Below are 22854 nucleotides of genomic sequence, written 5' to 3'. Positions count from 1 at the left end.
CAAACGGGAGGCTGGCCATGGCCATTGCCGGAGCGATCTTGTCGCGTCTGCTGAAGGCGGCGATCACACTACTTGCCATTGCGATCCTGAACTTCTTCCTGGTCCATGCGGCCCCCGGTGACCCGGCGGCGGTGCTGGCGGGCGAAGCGGGCGCGGCGGACGAACAGATGATCGCGGATCTTCGGGCACAGTTCGGGCTGGATCAGCCCTTCTACGTCCAGCTGGCGCGCTATGTCGGCAATATCGTCACCCTCGACCTGGGCTATTCCTTCCGCCAGGGCCAGCCGGTGCTGGAGCTGATCCTGGAACGGCTGCCGGCGACGCTGATCCTGACGCTGACGGCCTTCTGGATCTCCCTCGTGGCGGGCGTGGCGCTTGGCGTCGCGGCCTCGGCACGGGTGGGGAAATTCACCGACACCCTGATCACCGGCACGGCGCTGCTGTTCTACGCCACGCCCTTGTACTGGGCCGCGCTGATGGCGGTGCTGGTCTTCTCGGTGCAGCTCGGCTGGCTGCCCGGCTTTGGCTACGAAACCGTCGGCAGCGGTTTCGGCGGGCTGGCGCGGGCGCTGGACATCCTGAAGCACCTGATCCTGCCGGCGCTGACGCTGGGGCTGTTTTTCATGGCGGTCTACATGCGCATGACCCGGGCCTCGATGCTGGAGGTGGCGCAGCAGGACTTCGTGAAGACCGCCCGCGCCAAGGGCCTGAACCCGGCCACCATCCGGCGCCGCCACATCCTGCGCAACGCGTTGCTGCCCGTCGTCACCCTGGCCGGCCTGCAGGCCGGGCAGCTGGTCGGGGGCGCGGTGCTGACCGAGACGGTCTTCGCCTGGCCGGGCATCGGCCGGCTGATGTTCGAAAGCCTCGCGGCGCGTGACTACAACACCATCCTCGGGGTCTTCCTCGTCTCGGCCGCCATGGTCATCGTCTTCAACATCCTGACGGACCTGGTCTACCGGCTGATCGACCCGCGGATCGGACACAAGGCATAATCATGACACTCTGGAAACGCTTCCTCACGAACCGCGGCGCCCTTCTGGGGCTGGCGATCCTGATCGCGGTGATCGCCGTGGCGCTGCTGGCGCCCGTCCTTTATCCGCGCGGGCCCTGGGCCATGGTGCAGCGGCCCTTCCTGGTGCCCTTCAGCACCGACGGGCTGCCGCTTGGCACCGATACCCTGGGCCGCGACGTGCTGGCCGGGCTGGTCTACGGCGCCCGGGTGTCGCTGCTGGTCGGGCTGGTCTCCACCCTGATGGCGCTGCTGATCGGCGTGCCTCTTGGCGCGCTGGCGGGCTTTTACGGCAAATGGGTCGATGAAGGCGCGATGCGCTTCACCGAGTTCTTTCAGACGATCCCCAACTTCGCCCTGGCCATCGTTCTGGTGGCGATCCTGGAACCCACGCTGACCTCGATCACCATCGCCATCGCCATCGTGTCCTGGCCGCCGGTGGCGCGCCTGGTGCGGGCCGAGGTGATGTCGGTGACGAAACGCGAATATGTCGACGCCGCCCGCCTGGCCGGGCTGTCGAACCTGTCGATCCTGGTGCGTCAGGTCCTGCCCAACACCGTCTCGCCGATCATCGTCATGGCCTCGTTGATGGTGGCCACGGCGATCCTTTTGGAAAGCTCGCTGTCCTTCCTCGGCCTGGGCGATCCCAACATCATGTCCTGGGGGTTCCAGATCGGGGCGGCGCGCACGGTGATCCGCTCGGCCTGGTGGCTGTCCTTCTTCCCGGGGGTGGCGATCGTGCTGACGGTGCTGGCGCTGAACCTGATCGGCGAGGGGCTCAACGATGCCCTGAACCCCCACCTGTCGCGAAAGGGCCGGTCATGAGCGTCCTGAAGATTTCCGACCTGTCCATCGCCCTGCCGAAGGGCGCCGACCGGGACCATGCGGTGAGCCAATGTTCCTACGAGATCGGTGCAGGGGAGATCCTCTGCGTCGTGGGCGAAAGCGGCTCGGGCAAATCGATGACAGCCAATGCCCTGATGGGCCTGCTGCCGGAAGGGGTGCGCGTCGATCACGGCACGGCCGAGTTCGGCGGCAAGGACATCCTGCGCGTCAGCGAGGCCGAACAGCGCGCCCTGCGCGGCGACCGCATCGCGATGATCTTCCAGGAACCGATGACGGCGCTGAACCCGCTGATGCGGATCGGCGACCAGATCGCCGAGGTCTATGAGGCCCACGGCCGCCACCGCCCGGCGGAGCGGCGCGAGAAGGCACTGGAGCTGATCCGCGAGGTGCAACTGCCCGATCCCGAAAAGATCATCCGCGCCTATCCCTTCCAGCTGTCCGGGGGCCAGCGGCAGCGGGCGATGATCGCCATGGCCCTGGCACTGGAGCCCGAGCTGCTGATCGCGGATGAGCCGACCACCGCGCTCGACGTGACCACCCAGGCGCAGATCCTGAAGCTGATCCTCGATCTGCGCGAAAAGCACGGCATGGCGGTGATGTTCATCACCCATGATTTCGGCGTCGTGGCCGAGATTGCGGATCGGGTCATCGTCATGCGCTACGGCGAGATCGTTGAACGCGGCACGGCGACGGAGGTGCTGGAGAACCCGCAGCACGATTATACCCGCCGCCTGCTGGACGCGATCCCCACGGGGATGGTCCCGCAGTCGGTCGAGGTCGCCAAGGCCCCCGCGCTGGAGATCCGGCACCTGAAGAAGACCTACAACACCGGCGGCGGCCTCTTCCGCGAGGCCCGCGCGGTGCGCGCCATCGACGACGTGTCGCTGACCATCTCGCGCGGCGAGGTGCTGGGCCTGGTGGGGGAATCCGGGTCGGGCAAATCCACCCTGGGACGCGCCGTGGTGCGGTTGGTGACGCCGGATTCCGGGTCGGTCATGGTGGGCGGCACCGACATGGCGGCGCTGAATGACCGCGAGCTGCGCGCGGCGCGGCACAAGGTGCAGATGGTCTTCCAGGATCCCTATGCCTCGCTCAACCCGCGCCATCGCGTGATGCGCGCGCTGACCGACGGGCCGATTGCCAAGGGCGTGCCCAAGGCGCAGGCCCGCGACCGCGCGCGGGAGCTGATGGAAACCGTGGGGCTGGGTGCCGATGCGGTCGACCGATTCCCGCATGAGTTTTCCGGCGGGCAGCGCCAGCGGATCGGTATTGCCCGCGCCCTGGCCATGGACCCCGAGCTGATTATCGCGGACGAGGCCGTCTCGGCGCTCGACGTGTCGATCCAGGCCCAGGTGCTGGACCTGCTGCGCGACCTGCGGCAACGCTTCGATCTGTCGATCCTCTTCATCACCCATGACCTGCGGGTCGCGGCCCAGCTGTGTGACCGCATCGCGGTGATGCAGAGGGGCAAGCTGGTGGAGATCGGCCCGGTGTCCGAGGTCTTCCTGAACCCGCAGCACGACTACACGCGGACCCTGCTCGACGCCGTGCCCGGCGGGGGCTGGGGGCAGGCGGCGGAATGAGCCGCTGGACCGGCGTTGCCACCTGCACGATGCTTGATATGACGCGGTTCCAGGGCGGGCCTTACCGGGCTTTCGCCCCGGAGGTGCGCCTGCTGCTGCCCGAAGAGGTCGAGGATCCGGCGGCGGTGGATTTCGCCCTGACCTTCGTTCCAGGGGAGGGGGCCTTCGCGCTCTATCCCAACCTCCGGGCGATCTTCTCGGTCGGCGCGGGTACGGATGGCATCGACGCCTGCCAGTCGCGCCCGGACGTGCCGGTCTTCCGGGTCGAGGATCCGGACCAGGCACAGCAGATGGCGGGCTTCGCCGCCTTCCACGTCCTGTGGCATCACCGGCGGATGGGAGAGTTCCTGGCCGCCCAGGCCCGGGGCGCCTGGGAGCGTCGGGTGGGCGACCAGAGCCCGACCCTGCGCCGCATCGGCGTCATGGGTTTCGGCCTGATGGGCCGGGCGATCGCGGCGGGGCTGGTGGCCCTGGGCTATCCGGTGACGGTGCTGTCGCGCACGACCCCGCGCGACCCGCTGCAGGGCGCGCGGCACATGACCGACGACCGGCTGGAGGCCTTCCTGGCGGAGACGGATATCCTGATCAACGTGCTGCCCCTGACGCCCGCGACGCAAGGCATCCTCAACGCCGGCACCTTTACCGCGCTGCCCGAGGGCGCGGCGCTGATCCAGCTGGGGCGCGGCGCGCATCTGGTGGAGGCGGACCTGCTGGCGGCGCTGGACAGCGGCCAGTTGTCGGGCGCCTCTCTGGATGTCTTCGAGACCGAGCCGCTGCCGGCAGGCAGCCCGCTTTGGACGCATCCGAAGCTGGTGCTGACCCCCCATGTCGCCAGCACGCCCCGGCCCGAGGCAGTGGTGGCAAACGTCAAGCGCGGAATGGCCTCGCTGGATTGACGCGCAGGCGCGGGGAAGGGATCAGCCCTCCTCCGCTTGCTCTTTTGGCTTGATCCAGGAGGCGGCGAAGGGCAGGGCGGCAACGATCAGGAAGACCCGCAGCACGTGATGCGCCGCGACCATCGCCGGATCAATGGCCAGGGCCAGGGCGACGACGCCCAGTTCCGGCGCGCCACCGGGCAGGTAGGCCAGGAACAGGGGCGCGGCCGGGGCGTCGATCAGCGGCGCGACCGCATAGGCCCCGGCCAGCGAGCCGAGCGCCAGCACCACGCCCACCCCGGCGGCCAGGCCGCCGTCGCGGGTGATCTGGCGCAGGGTGTAGCTGGCGAACCGCGCCCCCACCGAACCGCCGATGACGATTTGCGCCGCGGCCGACAGCAGCGGGGGCACATGGACCGTCAGCACGCCGGTCATGTGCAGCGCGGCGGAGGCAAAGAGCGGGATCAGCAGCTGCGCGGAGGGGAAGCGGAAGCGTTGCCCCAGCCACCAGCAGGCCACGGCGACGGCGGCCATGGCGCCGTGGCGCAGCGGATCCAGCGGCTCGGCCTCGGCAAAGCTGGCGCGGTTCGCCTCCGTCAGGTCGATGCCGGAAATCATCTGGATCAGGATCGGCGCCGTCACCAGCAGCACCACGATGCGGGCGGTGTGGCACAGGACCACGCGGTTAACCTCGGTCTTGTGTTCCTCGGCCAGCATGGTGACCACCGACAGCCCGCCTGGCATGGCGGCGAAGAGCGCGGTGGAGCGGTCCATCTGGCCCCAGCGTTTGAAGACCCAGTAGGCGCCCAGGCAGAAGATCAGCGACAACAGGCACATGGCGATCAGGCTGGGGATCCAGCTGTGGGCGCGTACGATTACGTCATGGGTGAAGCCGGTGCCCAGCATGGTGCCGATGGCGATCATCGCATAGCCGCGCCAGGCGGGGGGCAGTTTGGGCTGAAAGGGCGTCGCCTGCGCCAGCAGCGCATTGGCGAACATCGATCCCAGCACCCAGGGCAGGGGCAGGTTGAGCCAGAAGAACAGCAGCCCGCCCCCGGCGCCGATGGCCAGGGTCATCAGGCCGCGCAGCGCCGGGTTGGTCGTCAGGGTCATTTGGCTCAGACCTCTGCCCGCGCCTGGCGCCGGCGCTTCAGCGCCTTAAGCGCGGGCGCGCCCACCAGGACCAGCAGCATGATGATGAACAGCACCAGCGCAATGGGCCGCTCCAGCATGTAGCGCAGCGGGTTGCCGCCAGAGATCTGCATGGTGCGCACCAGCTCGCCTTCCATCATCCGGCCCAGCAGGAGGCCGATCACGGTGGCGGCGACGGGGTAGTTGTTGCGCCGCATCAGCCAGCCGAGGGCGGCAAAGCCCGCCACGGTCAGCGGTCCGGCGATGGTGCCGGTGATGCCGTAGCCGCCCCAGGCGCACATCGCCAGGACCGAGGGCACCAGGTAGGACAGCGGCACCCGCACCACGAGGCCCAGCAGACGCAGGCTGAGAAGACCCAGAACCGCCAGCAGCAGAACCTGGCCCAGGTTGCCGAGGATGATCGAATAGACCACGTCGGTCTGGTTGCGGATGAAGCTGGGGCCGCCGATGATGTTGTGGAAGGAAAACGCGGCCAGCAGCACGGCCGTGGCCGCCCCGCCCGGAATGCCGAGCGCCAGAAGCGCCGTCATCGATCCGCCCTCGGAGGAGGAGTTGGCACTTTCGGCTGCCACCACGCCTTCGGGGGCGCCCTTGCCGAAGCGTTCGGGTGTCTTCGAGGTGCGTTTCGCCTCGCCGTAGGACACCAGGTTGGCCACCGAGGAGCCGACGCCGGGGATGGCCCCGATGACCGCGCCCAGAAGGCTGCCGCGGATCAGCACGCCCGGGTATTTGAACGTCTCGCCCGCGCCCTTCAGGATGCGCCCGAAGGAAATGTCGCGCTGTGCCTCGTTCTGCACCAGGTAGGTTTCCCCGCGCAGGCGCAGCAGTTCCGCGGCGGCGAAAATGCCGATCATCGCGGGCACCACGGGTAGGCCGTCGATCAGGTAGGGCATGCCGACGGAGGTGCGCATGACGCCCGTCGTGGACATGCCGATCTGGCTGAGCATCAGGCCGAAGAACCCGGCCAGCAGGCCCTTGGCCATCGAGCTGTCGTTCAGCGTGGCGATCAGGGTCAGCCCCCAGAGGACCACGACGACCATCTCCAGCGGGCCGATCTTCAACACGAAGGCGGCCAGCGGCTGGATCAGCAGCATCAGCAGGATGTAGCCCACGAAGGCGCCGACGACCGAGGCGGCAAGACCCAGGCCCAGGGCCTCGTTGTGCTTGCCCTGGCGGGCCATCGGGTAGCCGTCGAAGGCCGTGGCGATGGAGCTGGACGAGCCGGGAATGTTCATCAGGATCGCCGTCACCCCACCGCCATAGGCGCCGCCGGTGAAGATCGAGGTGAGAAACAGCATGGCCTGCAGGAAGTCCATGGAGAAGGTGACCGGCAGGAAGACGGCCATCGCCATGGAGATCTGCAACCCGGGGATCGAGCCGAAGACCAGGCCGATCAGCAGGCCGGGAATGACCCAGAGCCAGGGGGTGAAACTGGAGAACAGCAGGTCCAGCGCCTGCGACAGGGCAAATTGGTCGATCATGTCACAGCACCAGCGTAAGCATGGGATAGGGGAAGAGCGAGCCGAAGCCGTAGACCAGCGCCGCGGTGAAGATCGCGGCATAGAGGGGCGGCTGCCACCAGCCCTTGCCACCACTCATGACGACACCGGCCCAGACGAAGAGGAAGGTGGCCAGGTCGAAGCCCACCTTGGTCAGCGCGTAGCAGAAGACGCCGAATCCTGCGAGCATCAGCATGTCGCCCCAGATGCCCGGATCCTTCGCCTGGGCCTCGCCCGCCTCACCCTCGGCGGGGGTAGGGGCGGGTTTCAGCAGGGTCACCGCCACCAGGATCACGGCCAGCAGGGCGATGACACTCGCGACCGGGGCGACCACGACCAGGTTGTCGAGACTGGCGCGCGCGTCCACCGCGCTCCAGGTGATGAAGCCGGATATGGCCAGGATGATGCCGATCAGCGCGGCGTGGGTGGCGTAGAACTTGCCTGTCACCTGGTGACCTCCCGCAGATGTCTTCGGAAATGAAACCGGCCGCCTCTCCGCAGCCCCGCTATGGGGCGGGGCAGGGGCGGCCCGGATCCGGGGCGGGGGAAAGATGCCCCCGCCCCGGGAACCTGTCGGCGATCACTCCCCGGCGAAGCGGGTCAGGATCTCGTAGTTCGACATGATGATCTCGGTCGTGCGCTCCGGCCCGAGCCATTCGGCACCCATGTCCTGGGCTTCGAGGGAGGCGACGAATTCCTCGTCCATCATGACGTTATGGTAGGCGTCCACCAGTTCCTGGAAGGCCTCGGGGTGCTTTTCCTTGAAGGTGGCATGGGCCGCAAGGCCGCGCATGGAACCCGCGAGGGTGGTCACCGGCTCATGGCCGGAGGCTTCCAGCGCCTCGTCCAGGGTCGGTGCATCCCAGTCGTCCGAGCGTTCGTCGGCGGCATAGGCCAGCGGACGGACGTATTCGGCGATCGACAGGGTGCCGTCGGCGGCCAGCACGGTCATGTCGACCTGGCCCCCGGCCACGGCGGTCCGTGCCGCGCCACCGGATTCGTAGGTCACGACGTTCACGTCATCCTCGGTCAGGCCGAAGGCCTCCAGCGCCAGGCTGAGGTTGATCGCGCCGGAGGAATTCGGGACGACCGACACGCTCAGCTCGCCGGGGTTCTCCTTGGCCGCGGCCATGAAATCGGCCAGCGATTCATAGGGCGTCTCGGCGTTGGCGGCGAAGATGTCGAAGTCGTTCCACTGCCCGTTGATGAAGGCGAAGTCCTCCAACGTGTAATCCGCGTCGTAGTTCAGGATCGCGTTGGAGATATAGGGGTGGATCGACGTCGCCAGGAAGTAGCTGCCGTCGTCGGGCATGTTCATGAAGTAGGTGTGGCCGACGTGGCCGCCGCCGCCCTGCTGGTTGATCACGCTGATCGGGGTGTCCAGCTCTTCCTGCAGGCGCTGCGCCAGAGCGCGCGCGGTACGGTCAGCGGAGCCGCCCGGGCCGAGGGCTACGACGAAGGTGATCTGGCGCGGCGGCCAGTTCTCCGCGGCCGAGACGGCCAGCGGGGATACGGCAGCGGCCAGGGCAGTGCCCAGGGTGACCGCGGTGAAAGCGCGTTTGGTGAGATTCATAGAGTCCTCCCCTCATGTCTCAATTTGATCGACTCGTGCTGTATTGTAGAACAATAAGGTCGATTGCCAAGATGTAGGCCCGTGGTGTGATTGCTGTCAAGTCATCAAGTTCCGTTGACATTTCTCATATATATAGCGATTTACATGTATGAATTCCAAGTTTTGCGCCGTTCTGTTGGCGGCTGCGGGCCATAGGGAGGCCGATATATTGTTAACAAAATCGGAGGAGAGCCGGGGCGTCGCGGCGGAGCGAGTCGCCCTGGCACTGCAGGAAGAGATCCTGGCCGGGCGCCTGGCGCCGGGCTCGCGCCTGGGCGAAGTTGCCCTGGCGGAACGGTTCGAGGTCAGCCGTGGCCCGGTGCGTTCGGCGCTGAACCAGCTTGCCGATGCCGGCATCGTCACCATCGTGCCCAACAGTGGCGCCCGCGTGCGCGAGATGGGGCGCGAGGACGCCCGCGCGCTTTACGAGGTGCGCGCCGCGCTGGAGGCGGAGGCCGCCCGGCTGGCCGCCGGCCAGGCCGATGCGCGCAGCGGTGAGACGCTGACGCAGCTTCTGGGCCAGCACGCGCAGGAGGTGTCCTCCCATCCGCAGGGCGCCTACCTGCAGGGGCCGGGCGACCGGGACTTTCATATCGTGATCGCCCGCCTCTCGGGGAACCCGCTGATCCTGCGCTATCTCACGCGCGAGCTCTACCCGCAGCTGTCGCTGCTGCGGGTGAAGCACCGCAATGTCACCGGGCGCGGCCAGGCTGCGCTGCTGGAACACCGCCGCATCGCCGAGGCCATCGCCTGCGGCGACGGCGAGGTCGCCGCGCTGCTGATGCGCCGTCATATCCGGGCCAGCTGGGAGGCGCTGGAGGCGCAGCTGGCGGCCCCGTCCGAGGAGTCCGAGGCATGAGCCAGATTGCCGTTCCCGCCGCCTTCATCCGGGGAGGCACCTCCAAGGCGCTGGTCTTGCAGCGCCGCGATCTGCCGCAGGACGAGGCCACCTGGCCCGCGCTCTTCGCCGCCATGCTGGGCTCGCCCGATCCGAACCTGCGCCAGCTCGACGGCATGGGCGGGGGGATTTCCTCGCTGTCGAAGATCTGCGTGATCGGCCCGTCGACGCGCCCTGATGCCGACATCGACTATACCTTCGCCCAGGTCGGCGTGATCGACGACAGCGTCGATTTCTCCGGCAATTGCGGCAACATGAGCTCCGCCATGGGTCCCTATGCCTATGACGAGGGGCTGGTGGAGGGCCCGCGCGACGGCGAGGCCCTGGTGCGCATCCACAACACCAACTCCGGCAAGGTGATCGCCGCCCGCTTCCCCGTCCGCGACGGTTTGGCGGAGGTGGAAGGGGATCTGTCCATCCCGGGCGTCGAAGGCACCGGGGCGGCGGTCGCGCTGGAATTTCTCGACCCCACCGACACCGCCGGTCACGGCGCCCTGCCGACCGGCAACCGCGTCGACCGGCTGACCCTGTCGGACGGGCGCGAGGTCGAGGTGACGATGATCGACGGCGCCGTACCTTCCGTCTTCGTCGAGGCGGGGCAGGTGGCGGGCGACAGCCGGACCCACCCGGCCAAGATCGACGTCGACCGGGCCCTGATGGACCGGCTGGAAGAGATCCGCTGCCAGGCCTCGGTCGCGATGCAGCTGACGCCCGATCTTGCCGCCGCCCGCGCCCGCATCGCCACGCCCAAGGTCGCGATGGTCGGTGCACCGTCGGATTACGAGGACCTGGCGGGGGTGGTGCATCCGGCTGACGGTCAGGACCTGCAGATCCGCATGATTTCCGCCGGCCAGGCACACCGCGCGGTTCCTGTCACCGGCGCCCTGGCCCTGGCCTGCGCCGCGGCCATCGACGGCTCCGTCGTGCAGCGCCAGATCGCGTCCGGCAGTGATCCACAGACCCTGCGGATCGGCACGCCCTCCGGAATCGTCACCGTCGGCGCGCGGCTGGACCTCGACACCGGCGACATCACCGCCGCCAAGATCCTGCGCACGCAACGCCGCCTGATGGACGGCAAGGTCTACGTGCCGCGCGGCAAACTTTCCCAGACATGACACGAAAGAAACGAGGCATCCCATGCTGAATCATGAAGTGAACAAGCGGTTCAAGGCGCGGATCGCCGGGGGCGGGGCCATGCTGCTGCCCGGTGCGGCCAATGCCCTGGCGGCGCGGGTCATCGAGGACCTGGGCTATGAGGCGGTCTACCTCTCGGGCGCGGGCCTGACCAACACCTACCTCGGCATGCCCGACCTGGCCTTCATCTCCCTGCCGGAGATCGCCCAGCATACCGCCACCATTCGTGACGCCACCGATCTGCCCATCGTCGTCGATGCCGACAACGGTTTCGGCAATGGCCTGAACGTGCGCCACACCATCCGCACGCTGGAACGCGCCGGCGCCTCGGCGATCCAGCTGGAAGACCAGAAGACGCCGAAACGCTGCGGACACTTCTCCGGCAAGGAGGTCGTGCCCCTGGCCGAGGCCCGTTCGCGCATCAAGGCGGCGGTGGATGCCCGCCAGGACGAGAACACGATGATCGTGGCCCGCACCGATGCGGCGGCGACCGATGGCATGTCTGAGGCACTGGATCGTGCCGCGGCCTTCATCGAGGACGGCGCCGACATCACCTTCGTCGAGGCACCGCAGACGGAGGACGACCTGCGCTCGATCCCCGCCGCGCTGCAGGGCACGCCGCAGCTGGTGAACCTGGTTGTGGGGGGCAAGACCCCGATCCTGTCGGTGGACGAATTCACCGAGATGGGCTTCTCGCTGGTGCTTTACGCCAACGTGGCGCTGCAATCGGCGCTTTACGGCATGCAGACCGCGCTGTCCCAGCTGAAGGAGCAGGGCCAGATGGACGAGGATGGCCCGCTGGCCGGCTTCCTTGAACGGCAGCGCGTGGTGCGCAAGGACCTGTTCGACGAGCTGGACAAGCGGTACGCCTACTGACCCGGATCCCTTGCCGTGTTGCACGGCGAGGGGCCTTTCAGATCGCCGCCGGCCGGCGCCAGCGCAGCACCAGCAGCGTGGCGCCGCCGAAGACCAGCGCCCAGAGCGGCGCGCCGATCCCCAGGAAACCGACGCCCGAGACGGTGGCCATGAAGGTGACCAGCGCCGCCTCGCGCTGATCGGGCCGGTCCATGGCCGCCGTCAGGCTGCTGCCGATGGTGTTCAGCAGGGCCAGCCCGGCGATCGTGGCGATCAGCGCCTGGGGGGCCACCAGGAAGAGGCCGATGATGGCGCCCCCCATCAGGCCCACGACGGAATAGAAGACGCCCGCCAGCGCCGCCGCCTTGTAGCGGCCCGTCGGGTCTTCATCCGCTTCCGGACCGGCGCAGATCGCGGCGGTGATGGCCGCCAGGTTGAAGGCGAAGCCGCCGAAGGGGGCCATCAGCAGCGAGATCAGGCCGGTGACGGAGATGCTGGCCGAAACCGGCACCCGGTATCCGGCGGCACGCAGGGTGACGACGCCCGGCACGTTCTGCGACGACATGGTGACGATATAGAGGGGCAGGCCCACGCCGATCAGGCCGGTCAGGGTGAACTCGGGCCAGGTGAAGACCGGCCGCGCCATGGTCCAGTCGATCCCGCCCGTGCCGGACAGCTCGAAGGCGCCGGTGCCCCAGGCCATGGCGCAGCCCGCCACCAGCACCAGCGGGATCGCGTAGCGGGGCAGGGCGCGGCGCGCGACGAGGTAGGTCACGCACATCACCGCCACCATCGGCAGATCCTCCTCCATCGAGGCGAAGATCTCCAGCCCGAAGCGGAAGAGGATCCCGGCCAAAAGGGCGCTGCCCAGGGCCTCGGGGATGAGGTGCGACACGCGTTCGAACCAGCCGGTGATCCCCGTCAGGGTCAGCAGCGCCGCGCAGAAGAGGAAGGCGCCGGTGGCCTCGGGCAGTGACATCCCCTGCAGGCCCACGGCCAGCAGCGCCGCGCCCGGCGTCGACCAGGCCGTCAGGATCGGCATCCGGTAGCGCAGCGACAGGATCAGGCAGCTCAGCCCGGTGCCGAGGCCAAGCGCCAGCATCCACGACGTTGCCTCCGCCGGGCTGGCGCCGACCGCGTCGATGGCCTGGAAGATGATGGCGGCGCTGCTGGTATAGCCCAGCAGGACCGCGATCAGCGCGGTCACCAGGTGCGAGAGTTTCAGGCCGGTCATGCGTCAGGTGCCTTTCGGGTCGGCAGGGGATAGGGTAGGGCGATGACATGCTGCACCCCGGGCGTTATAACGGTCGGACGCTATAGCGCACGGACGTCATAACGCACGAGCCTGCCGCCCTGCAATCGGAAAGACCGGATGAGCGACACGACCCTACAGATCCGCCTCAAGGCGGTGCGCGTCCAGGCGGGCCTCAGCCTGGCGCAGGCGGCCGAACGCACGGGCGTCAGCAAGGCCATGCTGGGCCAGATCGAACGCGGGGAATCCAGCCCGACCATCGCGACCCTGTGGAAGCTGTCCAAGGGCTTTCGCCAGCCGTTGAGCGCCTTCCTGCATCTCGCGCCGCAGGACGGCCAGCCGCCCGTGCCGGTCAGCTTCCCCGGCGAGATCACCGTGCAGACCGTCTTTCCCTTCGATCCGCTCTACGGGTCGGAGACCTTCCTGATCACGCTGGAGCCGGGACAGGCGCATGTCTCGCAGCCCCATGCGCCGGGGGTGGTCGAGGACGTGGTGGTGACAGCTGGCCAGATCGAGGTGCGTCAGGGGGATGCCTGGGCGGTCTGCCCGCCCGCCAAGGGCCTGCGTTTTGCCGCGGATCAGCTGCATGGCTACCGCAACGACACGGCGGAGCCGGCGCAGTTCCTGAACGTCATGCACTATCCAACCCTGCCCTAGGGGCCGTGTCCGGCGTGGCATGAGATGGTCTTGCCCATGGTCCATGGCCTGGTCTGGCGGCAGCTGTGCGAGGACGCCGGCAATGAGTACCTGGGGCCGCTGTCCGGGGACGAGGTGATCGCCGAAACCGCCGGGATGGCGCGGCGCCACCTGCTGGGCGGGCGGCAACGGTAGCGGCCTGTCCTGAGCAGCGCGTCGAATTGCCCAGTTCCCCTGCGCGGGATGTAACCCGTTCCTAACACCTCCGGTCCCATTGAGGGCAGGGCAGGGCCGGTCCGGCCCGGCTGCACGGGCGCCCGGCAGCGCCAAAGCCGCTTGCCTCCGGGCGCGCAGGACGGGGATCGAGACAGGGAGAGGTGCGAGGCCATGGACAGGATCGACATGCTGGTGATCGGCTCCGGCCCCGCCGGGCGGCGGGCGGCGGTGCAATCTGCGAAGCTGGGCAAATCCGTGCTGGTGGTGGACAAGGGGCGCCGGCTGGGCGGTGTGTCGGTGCACACCGGCACCATCCCGTCGAAGACCCTGCGCGAGACGGTGCTGAACCTCTCGGGCTGGCGTGAGCGCGGGTTCTACGGACAGGGCTACCGGGTGAAGCAGGACATCGGCGCCATCGACCTGATGCAGCGGTTGCACAAGACGCTGGATCACGAGGTTGAGGTGCTGCAGCACCAGTTCATGCGCAACATGGTCCGCTCTGTCTTCGGCGAGGTGCGGTTTCTGGACCCCAACACCGCAGAGGTGCGTACAGAGACCGGCGACTGCACCCTGGTGGAGTTCGACAAGGCCCTGGTGGCCACCGGCACCCATCCCTACCGCCCCCCGCATATCCCCTTCGACCGTACCCGCGTCTTCGACAGCGACGAGATCTTGGAGCTGGAGCGTATCCCGCGCAGCATGACGGTGATCGGCGGCGGGGTGATCGGGGTGGAGTACGCCACGATCTTTTCGGCCCTCGACGTGCCGGTCACGCTGATCGAGGCACGTGACGAGATCCTGAATTTCGTCGACCGCGAGATCGTCGACGACTTCCTCCACCAGATGCGCGACCGGGGCATGACCATCCGCCTCGGCTCGCAGGTGAAACAGGTCACCACGGGGGCCAGCGGAGTGGACGTCGAACTGACGGATGGGCGGCGCATCCGGTCCGACACGCTGCTGTTTGCCGCGGGGCGGGCGGGCAACGTGGAACGGCTGAACCTGTCGGCCGTGGGGCTGGAGCCCGACAGCCGCGGGCGACTGAAGGTCGATCCGCTGACCTTCCAGACCGAGGCCGCCAACATCTATGCCGCGGGCGACGTGATCGGATTTCCGGCGCTGGCCTCCACCTCGATGGAACAGGGGCGGGTGGCCGCCTGCCATGCCTTCGGCGTGTCGCCCCCGCCGCCGCCCGAAACCTTCCCCTATGGCATCTACGCCGTGCCCGAGATTTCCACCGTCGGCCAATCCGAGGAAGAGGTGAAGGCCAGTGGCGAGCCCTATGAATGCGGCATCGCGCGGTTTCGCGAGACCTCGCGCGGGCATATCATGGGCGTGAACACCGGCTTCCTGAAGCTGATCTTCTCGCTGAAGACCCGCCGCCTGCTGGGAGCGCATATCGTGGGTGAGGGGGCGACTGAGCTGATCCACATCGGCCAGGCCGTCATCAACCTGCAGGGCACGGTGGATTTCTTCGTCGAGAACACCTTCAACTATCCGACGCTGGCGGAGGCCTACAAGGTGGCCGGGCTGGACGCCTGGAACCGGATGGGGGCGGGGTAGGCGCGTTGGCCGGACGGCGCGCCCTTGGGCTGCGTCGCGCCGGAGTATTTGGAACAAGGTGAAGCAGGGGCGCAGGGCGCGGCGGGACCTGCGGCGCCCGTGTCAGGCGTCGGACCCGCCCCTGGCAAACGTCCGGGGCCCGGTGGGGGTCAGTCGTCCAGGGTGATGGGGACGGTCTGGCGCAGCTTTCCGGTGGCGTCGAAGATCAGGATCTGCTGATCGGCGGTGACCACGGCGGTCCAGCCACGGCCTCGGGTGACGGCCTCGGCGCGGGCGCCTGCGGGTAGGGTGATCTCTGCGGGCATCGCCGGGGCGGGCGGGTGCGCAAAACGGATGACAACCAGTCCCACCAGCGTTATCAGCCCCAAGATCATCACCACCAGAAGCGTCGTCACCAGGCGGCGCAACAGACGCAGGCTGGCCGGTTCCGCGCCGTCCGCCGCCTCAGGAAGGTCCTTTTCCATGTCCGAGTCCTTGTCCGGGCCCATCTCCGAGATCTCCTCCGGCGCGCGTCTGTCGGTGCAGATCGGTGCCAATCCGCCCGGTCGCCTTGATAAGGCGCTTTCCCGCGATGTGCCAGAGGAGGCCGCCCTGTCGCGGACCCGTCTGGCGCGGCTGATCGCCGAGGGGCAGGTCAGCCGCGACGGCGTGGCGCTGACCGATCCCAAGGCCAAGGTGGCCGAGGGCGACGTGCTGGAGATCGTGCTGCCGCAGGCGGTGGAGGTCGAGGCGCAGCCGCAGGTGATCCCCCTTGATATCGTCTACGAGGACGAGGAGATGGTGATCGTCAACAAGCCCGCCGGCATGGTGGTGCATCCCGCCCCCGGATCGCCTGACGGGACGCTGGTCAACGCGCTGCTGGCCCATTGCGGCGACAGCCTGTCGGGCATCGGTGGCGAGAAGCGCCCCGGCATCGTGCATCGGATCGACAAGGAAACCTCCGGCCTGCTGGTGGTGGCCAAGTCGGACCGGGCGCATCACGCCCTGGCCGCGCAGTTCGAGGCCCATAGCGCCGAACGCGCCTACCTGGCCCTGTGTCACGGGGTGCCGGACCCCTCCGACCCGCGCCTGCGCGGGGTGCGTGGCGCGTCGTTCGAGACCGGCGGGGTGCTGAAGATCACCACGCAGCTGGATCGCCACCGCAGCGACCGGCAGAAGCAGGCGGTCTATTTCGACCGTGGCCGCCATGCGATCACCCGGGCCAAGCTGCTGCGTACCTACGGCAATCCGCCCGCCGTCGCCTTGGTGGAATGCCGGCTGGAGACGGGGCGTACCCACCAGATCCGCGTGCACATGGCCCATGCGGGCCACGCGCTGGTCGGGGATCCGGTCTATGGCGGCAAGCGCAAGGTGTCGGAGCGGGCTCTGGGCGTGGCCGGAGCCCAGGCCGTGACCCGCTTCCCGCGCCAGGCCCTGCACGCCGCCGTGCTGGGGGTGGCGCATCCGGTGACCGGCGAGTGGCTGCGCTTCGAGGCGCCGCTGCCGGCCGACATGCAGGCCCTTCTGGACGTGCTGCCCGCCAATTGAAGGCCGGGTCGGTTGCGCGGTTGCATGTGCCTCAGCGCGCGCAATGCGGTTTTGCGCACGAAGTTGTGCGTTCATGGGAGGCCGGTTTAACTTGTGCGACTCCGGGCGCAGGCGGTAATCTCGCATCAACAGCGGGTCCCTGCCATCCTCAACGGAAGGTGATCGGGGCCTTGGAACGTTTACCTCCCGTTTGGGTTTGCATGCCAAATGCTTGAACCCGCGGCCCCATGTCCCCATGTGGATGTTAACGACATTTACATGGGCCTTGCGGGAAACCTGGGAAGGACAGAGACTTGAGTAACTATGCCAATCTGCCGGCACCGACGCCGGAAGGCGGTCTGAACCGCTATATGCAGGAAATCCGCAAGTTCCCCATGCTGGAGCCTGAGGAAGAATACATGCTCGCCAAACGCTGGGTGGAGCAGGAGGACACTGCGGCCGCACACAAGATGGTCACGTCCCACCTGCGCCTGGCCGCCAAGATCGCAATGGGCTATCGCGGCTACGGCCTGCCGCAGGCCGAGGTGATTTCCGAGGCGAACGTGGGCCTGATGCAGGCCGTGAAACGCTTTGACCCCGAAAAGGGCTTCCGCCTGGCGACCTATGCCATGTGGTGGATTCGCGCCTCGATCCAGGAATATATCCTGCGGTCCTGGAGCCTGGTGAAGCTGGGCACCACCAGCGCGCAGAAGAAGCTGTTCTTCAACCTGCGCAAGGCCAAGGCGCGTATCGGCGCGCTGGAGGATGGTGACCTGCGGCCCGAACACGTGAAGCAGATCGCGACCGATCTGGGCGTGACCGAGGCCGAGGTGACCTCGATGAACCGCCGCATGGCGGGCTCGGACGCCTCGCTGAACGCGACCGTGGGCGCCGATGCCGACAGCACCATGCAGTGGCAGGACTGGCTGGAGGACGAGGATGCCGACCAGGCCACCGACTACGAGGAGCGGGATGAGCTGACCGCCCGTCGGGCCATGCTGGCCGAGGCGATGGATGTGCTGAACGACCGCGAGAAGGACATCCTGACGCAACGCCGCCTGTCGGAAGAGACGGTGACGCTGGAAGACCTGTCGGCCAAGTATGACGTCAGCCGCGAACGGATTCGCCAGATCGAGGTGCGCGCTTTCGAGAAGCTGCAGACGCGCATGCGCGAGCTGGCTGAAGAGAAGGGAATGATGGCCGAGGCCTGATCCGCGCCGGATCCTCGTCCCTGTTCCCCCAGGGTCCGATCCCCCCGGACCCGCCCACTCACGGAAAAGGCCGCCCCTCGGGGCGGCCTTCTGCCTTTGTGACCTGGCGGTGGTGCTAGTCCTGGCTCTGGGCGGGCAGGCGGGCGCGCAGCACGCGTTCCATGTTGCCTCCCATGACCTTGGCGATCTGGGCCTCGTTCAGGCCCGCATCCATCAACGCCTGGGTCAGGGCGGGCAGCTCCGATATGTCGAAGGCCGTGGCGACCGACCCGTCGAAGTCCGAGCCCAGCGACACCGCATCCTCGCCCAGCTCAGTGACGGCGGCGGCGATCATCTCGGCCACGTTGGCAGGGCTGGCGTCGCCGCAGGTCACATCGGCCCAGTAGCCCATGCCGACCACGCCGCCGCTTTCGGCCACGCGGCGCATCAGATCCACCGGAATGTTGCGTTTCACGTCGCAATACCCCGCAAAGCCGCCATGGCTGACCACCAGCGGGATGTCGGTCATCGCCAGCACCTCCTCGACGACCTGCGGCGAGGAATGGGCGAGGTCCAGAACCATCCCGCGTGCCACCACCTGGTCGACCACCGCGCGGCCGAAGTCGTTCAGCCCGGCCTCCGAATGGCCATGCAGCGACCCGCCGAGCGCGTTGTCGAAGAAATGGTGCAACCCGATGACGCGGAAGCCCGCGGCCTCCAGCCGGTCGAGGTTCGCGAGATCCCCCTCCAGCGCATGGGCCCCTTCGATGCCCAGCAGGGCGCCCAGGTGCGGCCGCCCCTCGGCCCGCGCCGCCAGCACCGCGTCCAGGTCGGCCACGCTGCGGATCAGGGTCACCTCGCCGTCGTGACGGATGAAGCCTTCCAGCTTTTCGGCCTGATAGAGGGCGCGTTCCGTCAGGTCGTCCCAGGTGCGCGGCGGCCAGAGGGAGACCATGGAGAGCAGCGTGATGTTGTCCGCCGCATCGGCCGAGTTCTCCTCGTAGTTCTGGCCCTTCGGGCTTTTGGTGACGGTGGTGAAGACCTGGATCGCGGCATTGCCCTCGCGCATGCGCGGGAAATCGATCTGGCCGCGGCTGCCGCGTTCGGTCAGGTCGCGTTTCCACAGCAGGCTGTCGGCGTGCCAGTCACCAATCAGAAGGTCCTCGTGCAGCGCCAGCGCCGCGTCCGAGACCGGGTAGGCGGGGTGCTCCGCCACTGGGTTGCGGCTTTGCTCGATGTAGCCGGGCACGAAGATCAGGATCACCGCCAGGGCGATGGCGGCCAGGACCACGAGGCCCAGGATGGTATTGCGGATGAGTTTCATGATGTCCTCCCTCGCGCGCAGCCTAGGAGGAGGCGGTCGACGCGCCTAGCAGGACGTGACGGCAAGTGGCCCTAGCGCCCGCGCAGGCGGCGGATCAGCGGGCCCGCGTCCAGCGCCGCGACGGCCACGCCGAGGGGCAGCATCCAGAAGCCGACGATGGGCAGGAAGCCCAGGATCCCGCCCACCATCAGCAAAAGGCCGACAGGCAGGCGGGTGCCGGGGGGCAGGGTGCGGCGGATGCGGACCAGCGCCCGCCGCGACCAGCGTCTCAATCTCTCACGCCTTTTGGGCATGGAGGACATCTCAGTCCTCCATCGCCTCCAGCTCGTCGATGAAGCCTTCGATCATCGACAGGCCCTTGTCCCAGAACGCCGGGTCCGAGGCATCGAGGCCGAAGGGCGCCAGCAGTTCCTTGTGGTGCTTCGACCCGCCGGCCTTCAGCATCTCGAAGTATTTCTCCTGGAAGCCCTCGGGCGCCTCTTCGTAGACGGCGTAAAGGGCGTTCACCAGCCCGTCGCCGAAGGCATAGGCGTAGACGTAGAAGGGCGAGTGGACAAAGTGGGGGACATAGGCCCAATAGGTCTCGTAGCCTTCCATGAAGTCGAACGCCGGGCCGAGGCTTTCGGCCTGCACCGACATCCACAGCGCGTTGATGTCCTCGGGCGTCAGCTCGCCGTGGCGACGGGCCTCGTGCAGCTTGCACTCGAAGTCGTAGAAGGCGATCTGGCGCACGACCGTGTTGATCATGTCCTCGACCTTGCCGGCCAGAAGGGTCTTCTTCTGCTCCTTGGTTTCGGCCTTGGAGAGCATGGCGCGGAAGGTCAGCATCTCGCCGAAGACGGAGGCCGTTTCGGCCAGGGTCAGGGGCGTCGAGGACAGCATCTCGCCCTGGCCGGCGGCCAGCACCTGGTGGACGCCATGGCCCAGCTCATGCGCCAGGGTCATCACGTCACGCGGTTTGCCCAGGTAGTTCAGCATCACGTAGGGGTGCACGTCGGTCACGGTGGGGTGGGCGAAGGCACCGGGGGCCTTGCCGGGCTTCACGCCCGCGTCGATCCAGCCCTTGTCGAAGAAGGGTTCGGCAATCTCGGCCATGCGGGGGGAGAAGCCGGCGTAGGCCTCCATCACCGTCTTTTGGGCCTCGTCCCAGTTGACCAGCTTCGGTTCCTCGGTGGGCAGGGGCGCGTTGCGGTCCCAGACCTGCATGCGGTCGAGGCCCAACCACTTTCGCTTCAGCTCGTAATAACGGTGCGACAGGCGCGGGTAGGCATCGACGACGGCATTGCGCAGCGCCTCGACCACCTCGGGTTCGACGTGGTTCGACAGGTGGCGGCCGGTCTGCGGGTTGGGCATGCCGCGCCAGCGGTCGATGACCTCCTTCTCCTTGGCGGTCGTGTTGTGCACGCGCGAAAAGGTGCGGATGTTCTCGCCCAGCACGGCGGCCAGTTCGCGGGCTGCGGCCTCGCGCTTGGACCGGTCGTGATCGGTCAGCAGGGTCAGCGTGCCCTCGATGCCCAGTTCCTCGCCGTCGATCATGAAGGTCAGCCCGGCGATGGTCTCATCGAAGAGCTTCTCCCAGGCATCGCCCACGACGCCCAGGTCGTGCAGGAATTTCTCCAGCTCGTCGGACAGCTGGTAGGGCTTCATCGCGCGGATGCGGTCGAAGATCGGCTTGTAGCGGGCCAGCTCGGCGTTTTCGTCGAACAGACCGTTCAGGTGATCGTCCGGCAGGCGGTTGATCTCCAGCGTGAAGAAGACCAGCGGCGTGGTGAAATTGGTCAGCTTGTCCTGCATATCGGACATGAACTTCACCCGGTCGCCCGCGGTGGTCAGCTGATAGTAGCGCAGGCCGGCGTAGGACATGATGCGCCCCGACACCGCCTGGATGCGTTCGTTGCGCAGCACGCAGTCGAGGAACCCTTCGGCGTCCAGCTCGGCCAGCTTGCCCTCGAAATCCTCGGCGAAGCGGGCGCAGGCGTCTTCCAGCCAGTCCAGGTCGCGCTTCAGCTCGGGCGCATCGGGGGAGGCGTAGAGGTCGCTCAGGTCCCATTCCGGCAGGTTGCCGAAGGGGGCCGCCTCGTCACCGGCGCTGGCATTGGCGTCGCGCGGGGGCAGGGGGGCGTGAAACGGGGCGGCAAAGGGGAGCGGGCGCATGGATCCTCCAGTTTGGTTCCGGACCCTCGACATAGGCCGCCGGGGGCAGCAGGACAAGGCCGCCGGGATGCGGGGCGCGCGGGCGCGCGCGCCTCAGGACGTGGGGGCGGACAGATGGGCGTCGAAATGGGCGGCGCAGGCATCGAAGACCTGCGCGCGTATGGCCGGGCCCTCCATCATCACCTCGTGGTGGCCGCCCTCGATCATCTGCAGCCGTCCGTTTGGCCAGGCAGCCATGCGGGCGCGGATCCGGGCGGTGTCGACGATGGCCTCGTCGCTGCCAAGGAAGGTCAGGCAGGGCACGGCGGGCGAGGGCATGCGGGCCAGCCGGCGGGTTTCGCGCAGGGCCTCGTTGAGCCATTTCATCGTCGGCCCGCCGATCATCAGCGCGGGATGCGCCTGCGCCTGGCGACGCATGTGATCGTACATCTCGCGGTCATGGGTCAGTTTGTTCCGCTCGAAGGGCTCATAGAGAACGTAGGTTTCCGACTTGGTGCCGGGGGTGATCGCCTCCACCATGCCCAGAAGGTGCGACGTGCCGGTCAGCAGCCAGGCGATCGGGCGCAGCGGGCCGGGCATGCCGATGCCCCACATCGGCGCCGAGAAGGCGGCGGCGGCCACCGGCAGGCCGTCGTGCAGGGCGCGCAGACCGATGGCGCCGCCCATGGAATGGGCCAGCAGGAACAGCGGACCTTCGACGCCGAGACCCGGCAGGGCCTCCATCAGGGCCGCGACGTCCTTCTGGTAGTCGGAGAATTCCGCCACATGGCCCAGGGCGGGATCTCCCGACACCCGGTCGGCCAGCCCCTGGCCGCGCCAGTCCAGCGTGACGGTGGCATAGCCGCGGGCGGCGAAGTCCGCGGCGGCCCGGCCATATTTCTCGGCATATTCCGTGCGGCCGGTGAACAGCAGCACGGTGCCCTTGGCGCCTTCCAGCGGCCAGTGGACCACGCGCAGGCGCACCCCGTCGGAGGTGCTGATCCAGCGGGCGATGCCGCCCTCGGGGCCGTCGGCCACCTCGTCGAACAGGGGCGCTGTGGTGGCGTCGGTCATGGGGTCACCGTGTCTTCTATCGCAGGGCGCCGCGCAGATGGCGCGGCAGGCCGGCATGTAGGCGTCTTGAGGAAACCGGCCCGACCGGGCAAGTCTGGGCCGTACCGCGCCGCAGCGCGGTGAGGGCGGCGGACCGCGGTCCGCCCGCCCTTGCGGATCAGGCCAGCAGCGAGCCCAGCTTCATTGCCGTGCCCATGTCGCCATCGACGCTCAGTTTGCCGGTCATGAAGGCGGAGGTGGGGTTGAGATCGCCCGACAGCATGTCCTGGAAGGTGTCGGCCTCGGCGGTCATGGTGACGTCGGCTTCGTCGCCCTCTTCGGCGGCGCGGGCGCCCTTGTCATCGACGAAAATCTCACCCTCGCCCTCGATCACGAACTTGGCCGTGAAATCAATGGTTTCGCCGGCCAGCTTCTCGTTCAGTGCTGCCACTGCCGTGGTAATCACTTCGCTCATGTCGCGCTTCCTTCAATTTTACATGATCGGGGCTATCAAA

23 protein-coding genes are annotated in these 22854 nt (G+C 67.9%); 12 read left to right on the top strand and 11 right to left on the bottom strand.

Features of this window, described 5'->3' with window-relative positions:
• Nucleotides 1-17 precede the first annotated feature (17 nt).
• From CVM50_RS20385 to CVM50_RS20370, 4 genes are read left to right on the top strand one after another with little or no spacing between them, the layout of a single operon-like run.
• The gene (locus CVM50_RS20385) at nucleotides 18-995 is read left to right on the top strand and encodes an ABC transporter permease (protein ID WP_085887228.1); all 978 of its coding nucleotides are present in this window, start codon (nucleotides 18-20) and stop codon (nucleotides 993-995) included.
• Between the two features lie 2 nt (nucleotides 996-997).
• Nucleotides 998-1837 carry an ABC transporter permease gene (locus tag CVM50_RS20380; protein WP_085887227.1) on the top strand — a complete coding sequence of 280 codons (840 nt, stop codon included), beginning with the start codon at nucleotides 998-1000 and terminating at the stop codon, nucleotides 1835-1837.
• Nucleotides 1834-3441, top strand: a complete 1608-nt coding sequence (locus CVM50_RS20375; RefSeq protein ID WP_085887226.1) for an ABC transporter ATP-binding protein — start codon at nucleotides 1834-1836, stop codon at nucleotides 3439-3441. Before CVM50_RS20380 ends, CVM50_RS20375 begins: the two co-directional genes overlap by 4 nt.
• Nucleotides 3438-4337: a 2-hydroxyacid dehydrogenase gene (locus CVM50_RS20370; RefSeq protein WP_085887225.1), complete on the top strand. Its 900-nt coding sequence runs from the start codon at nucleotides 3438-3440 to the stop codon at nucleotides 4335-4337. Before CVM50_RS20375 ends, CVM50_RS20370 begins: the two co-directional genes overlap by 4 nt.
• A gap of 21 nt (nucleotides 4338-4358) precedes the next feature.
• On the opposite strand, the gene CVM50_RS20365 is transcribed toward CVM50_RS20370, so the two are convergent.
• The 4 genes from CVM50_RS20365 to CVM50_RS20350 all read right to left on the bottom strand — a co-directional run bounded on the left by CVM50_RS20365 (nucleotide 4359) and on the right by CVM50_RS20350 (nucleotide 8540).
• Nucleotides 4359-5429: an AbrB family transcriptional regulator gene (locus tag CVM50_RS20365; protein WP_085887224.1), complete on the bottom strand. Its 1071-nt coding sequence runs from the start codon at nucleotides 5427-5429 to the stop codon at nucleotides 4359-4361.
• A 5-nt stretch (nucleotides 5430-5434) separates the two neighbouring features.
• Nucleotides 5435-6949 (bottom strand): tripartite tricarboxylate transporter permease, encoded by a 1515-nt coding sequence (locus CVM50_RS20360; RefSeq protein WP_085887223.1) that lies wholly within the window; start codon nucleotides 6947-6949, stop codon nucleotides 5435-5437.
• Nucleotide 6950: 1 nt separating this feature from the next.
• The gene (locus CVM50_RS20355) at nucleotides 6951-7415 is read right to left on the bottom strand and encodes a tripartite tricarboxylate transporter TctB family protein (protein WP_085887222.1); all 465 of its coding nucleotides are present in this window, start codon (nucleotides 7413-7415) and stop codon (nucleotides 6951-6953) included.
• A 132-nt stretch (nucleotides 7416-7547) separates the two neighbouring features.
• Entirely contained in the window at nucleotides 7548-8540 is a 993-nt protein-coding gene (locus CVM50_RS20350) for a Bug family tripartite tricarboxylate transporter substrate binding protein (RefSeq protein WP_085887221.1), read from the bottom strand.
• Nucleotides 8541-8748: 208 nt separating this feature from the next.
• Here CVM50_RS20350 and CVM50_RS20345 point away from each other — a divergent pair, with 208 nt between their 5' ends.
• The 3 genes from CVM50_RS20345 to CVM50_RS20335 are packed head-to-tail and all read left to right on the top strand — an operon-like array spanning nucleotide 8749 to nucleotide 11487.
• Complete coding sequence (locus CVM50_RS20345; RefSeq protein WP_085887220.1) at nucleotides 8749-9438, top strand: GntR family transcriptional regulator; 690 nt, start codon at nucleotides 8749-8751, stop codon at nucleotides 9436-9438.
• Nucleotides 9435-10592, top strand: coding sequence for a PrpF domain-containing protein (locus CVM50_RS20340; protein ID WP_085887219.1), 1158 nt, complete (start codon nucleotides 9435-9437; stop codon nucleotides 10590-10592). Before CVM50_RS20345 ends, CVM50_RS20340 begins: the two co-directional genes overlap by 4 nt.
• A gap of 22 nt (nucleotides 10593-10614) precedes the next feature.
• Nucleotides 10615-11487 carry an isocitrate lyase/PEP mutase family protein gene (locus CVM50_RS20335; protein WP_085887218.1) on the top strand — a complete coding sequence of 291 codons (873 nt, stop codon included), beginning with the start codon at nucleotides 10615-10617 and terminating at the stop codon, nucleotides 11485-11487.
• Nucleotides 11488-11524: 37 nt separating this feature from the next.
• Here CVM50_RS20335 and CVM50_RS20330 read toward each other — a convergent pair whose 3' ends face one another.
• Nucleotides 11525-12700 (bottom strand): benzoate/H(+) symporter BenE family transporter, encoded by a 1176-nt coding sequence (locus CVM50_RS20330; RefSeq protein ID WP_085887217.1) that lies wholly within the window; start codon nucleotides 12698-12700, stop codon nucleotides 11525-11527.
• A gap of 138 nt (nucleotides 12701-12838) precedes the next feature.
• Between CVM50_RS20330 and CVM50_RS20325 the strand changes: the two genes are divergently transcribed.
• The 3 genes from CVM50_RS20325 (at nucleotide 12839) to sthA (ending at nucleotide 15133) form a co-directional block, all read left to right on the top strand.
• Entirely contained in the window at nucleotides 12839-13375 is a 537-nt protein-coding gene (locus CVM50_RS20325; protein ID WP_085887216.1) for a helix-turn-helix domain-containing protein, read from the top strand.
• Nucleotides 13376-13405: 30 nt separating this feature from the next.
• A complete protein-coding gene (locus CVM50_RS21635; protein WP_157792254.1) occupies nucleotides 13406-13549 on the top strand; it encodes a hypothetical protein in 144 nt (47 codons plus the stop codon).
• A gap of 192 nt (nucleotides 13550-13741) precedes the next feature.
• On the top strand, nucleotides 13742-15133 hold the full coding sequence (gene sthA, locus CVM50_RS20320; protein ID WP_085887215.1) for a Si-specific NAD(P)(+) transhydrogenase: 1392 nt from the start codon (nucleotides 13742-13744) through the stop codon (nucleotides 15131-15133).
• A 149-nt stretch (nucleotides 15134-15282) separates the two neighbouring features.
• On the opposite strand, the gene CVM50_RS20315 is transcribed toward sthA, so the two are convergent.
• Nucleotides 15283-15597 (bottom strand): DUF6476 family protein, encoded by a 315-nt coding sequence (locus tag CVM50_RS20315; RefSeq protein ID WP_085887214.1) that lies wholly within the window; start codon nucleotides 15595-15597, stop codon nucleotides 15283-15285.
• Between CVM50_RS20315 and CVM50_RS20310 the strand changes: the two genes are divergently transcribed.
• Nucleotides 15596-16660: an RluA family pseudouridine synthase gene (locus tag CVM50_RS20310; RefSeq protein WP_100148562.1), complete on the top strand. Its 1065-nt coding sequence runs from the start codon at nucleotides 15596-15598 to the stop codon at nucleotides 16658-16660. The genes CVM50_RS20315 and CVM50_RS20310 overlap by 2 nt on opposite strands.
• A 293-nt stretch (nucleotides 16661-16953) precedes the next feature.
• Entirely contained in the window at nucleotides 16954-17850 is an 897-nt protein-coding gene (rpoH, locus tag CVM50_RS20305) for an RNA polymerase sigma factor RpoH (RefSeq protein WP_085887213.1), read from the top strand.
• Between the two features lie 115 nt (nucleotides 17851-17965).
• On the opposite strand, the gene CVM50_RS20300 is transcribed toward rpoH, so the two are convergent.
• From CVM50_RS20300 to CVM50_RS20280, 5 genes are all read right to left on the bottom strand, one after another.
• The gene (locus CVM50_RS20300) at nucleotides 17966-19153 is read right to left on the bottom strand and encodes a dipeptidase (RefSeq protein WP_085887212.1); all 1188 of its coding nucleotides are present in this window, start codon (nucleotides 19151-19153) and stop codon (nucleotides 17966-17968) included.
• Between the two features lie 71 nt (nucleotides 19154-19224).
• On the bottom strand, nucleotides 19225-19425 hold the full coding sequence (locus CVM50_RS20295; protein WP_232618325.1) for a hypothetical protein: 201 nt from the start codon (nucleotides 19423-19425) through the stop codon (nucleotides 19225-19227).
• A 31-nt stretch (nucleotides 19426-19456) separates the two neighbouring features.
• Complete coding sequence (locus CVM50_RS20290; RefSeq protein WP_085887210.1) at nucleotides 19457-21307, bottom strand: M3 family oligoendopeptidase; 1851 nt, start codon at nucleotides 21305-21307, stop codon at nucleotides 19457-19459.
• Nucleotides 21308-21400: 93 nt separating this feature from the next.
• The gene (locus CVM50_RS20285; RefSeq protein ID WP_085887209.1) at nucleotides 21401-22360 is read right to left on the bottom strand and encodes an alpha/beta fold hydrolase; all 960 of its coding nucleotides are present in this window, start codon (nucleotides 22358-22360) and stop codon (nucleotides 21401-21403) included.
• 157 nt (nucleotides 22361-22517) lie between these two features.
• Entirely contained in the window at nucleotides 22518-22814 is a 297-nt protein-coding gene (locus CVM50_RS20280) for an SCP2 sterol-binding domain-containing protein (RefSeq protein ID WP_085887208.1), read from the bottom strand.
• Nucleotides 22815-22854: the final 40 nt, after the last annotated feature.

Source organism: Pseudooceanicola marinus (genome assembly GCF_002786295.1).
In the GTDB taxonomy this organism is placed as follows: domain Bacteria; phylum Pseudomonadota; class Alphaproteobacteria; order Rhodobacterales; family Rhodobacteraceae; genus Pseudooceanicola; species Pseudooceanicola marinus.
Note: the sequence above shows the minus strand (reverse complement) of the source record. Positions and strands in the feature narration are given on the sequence as shown.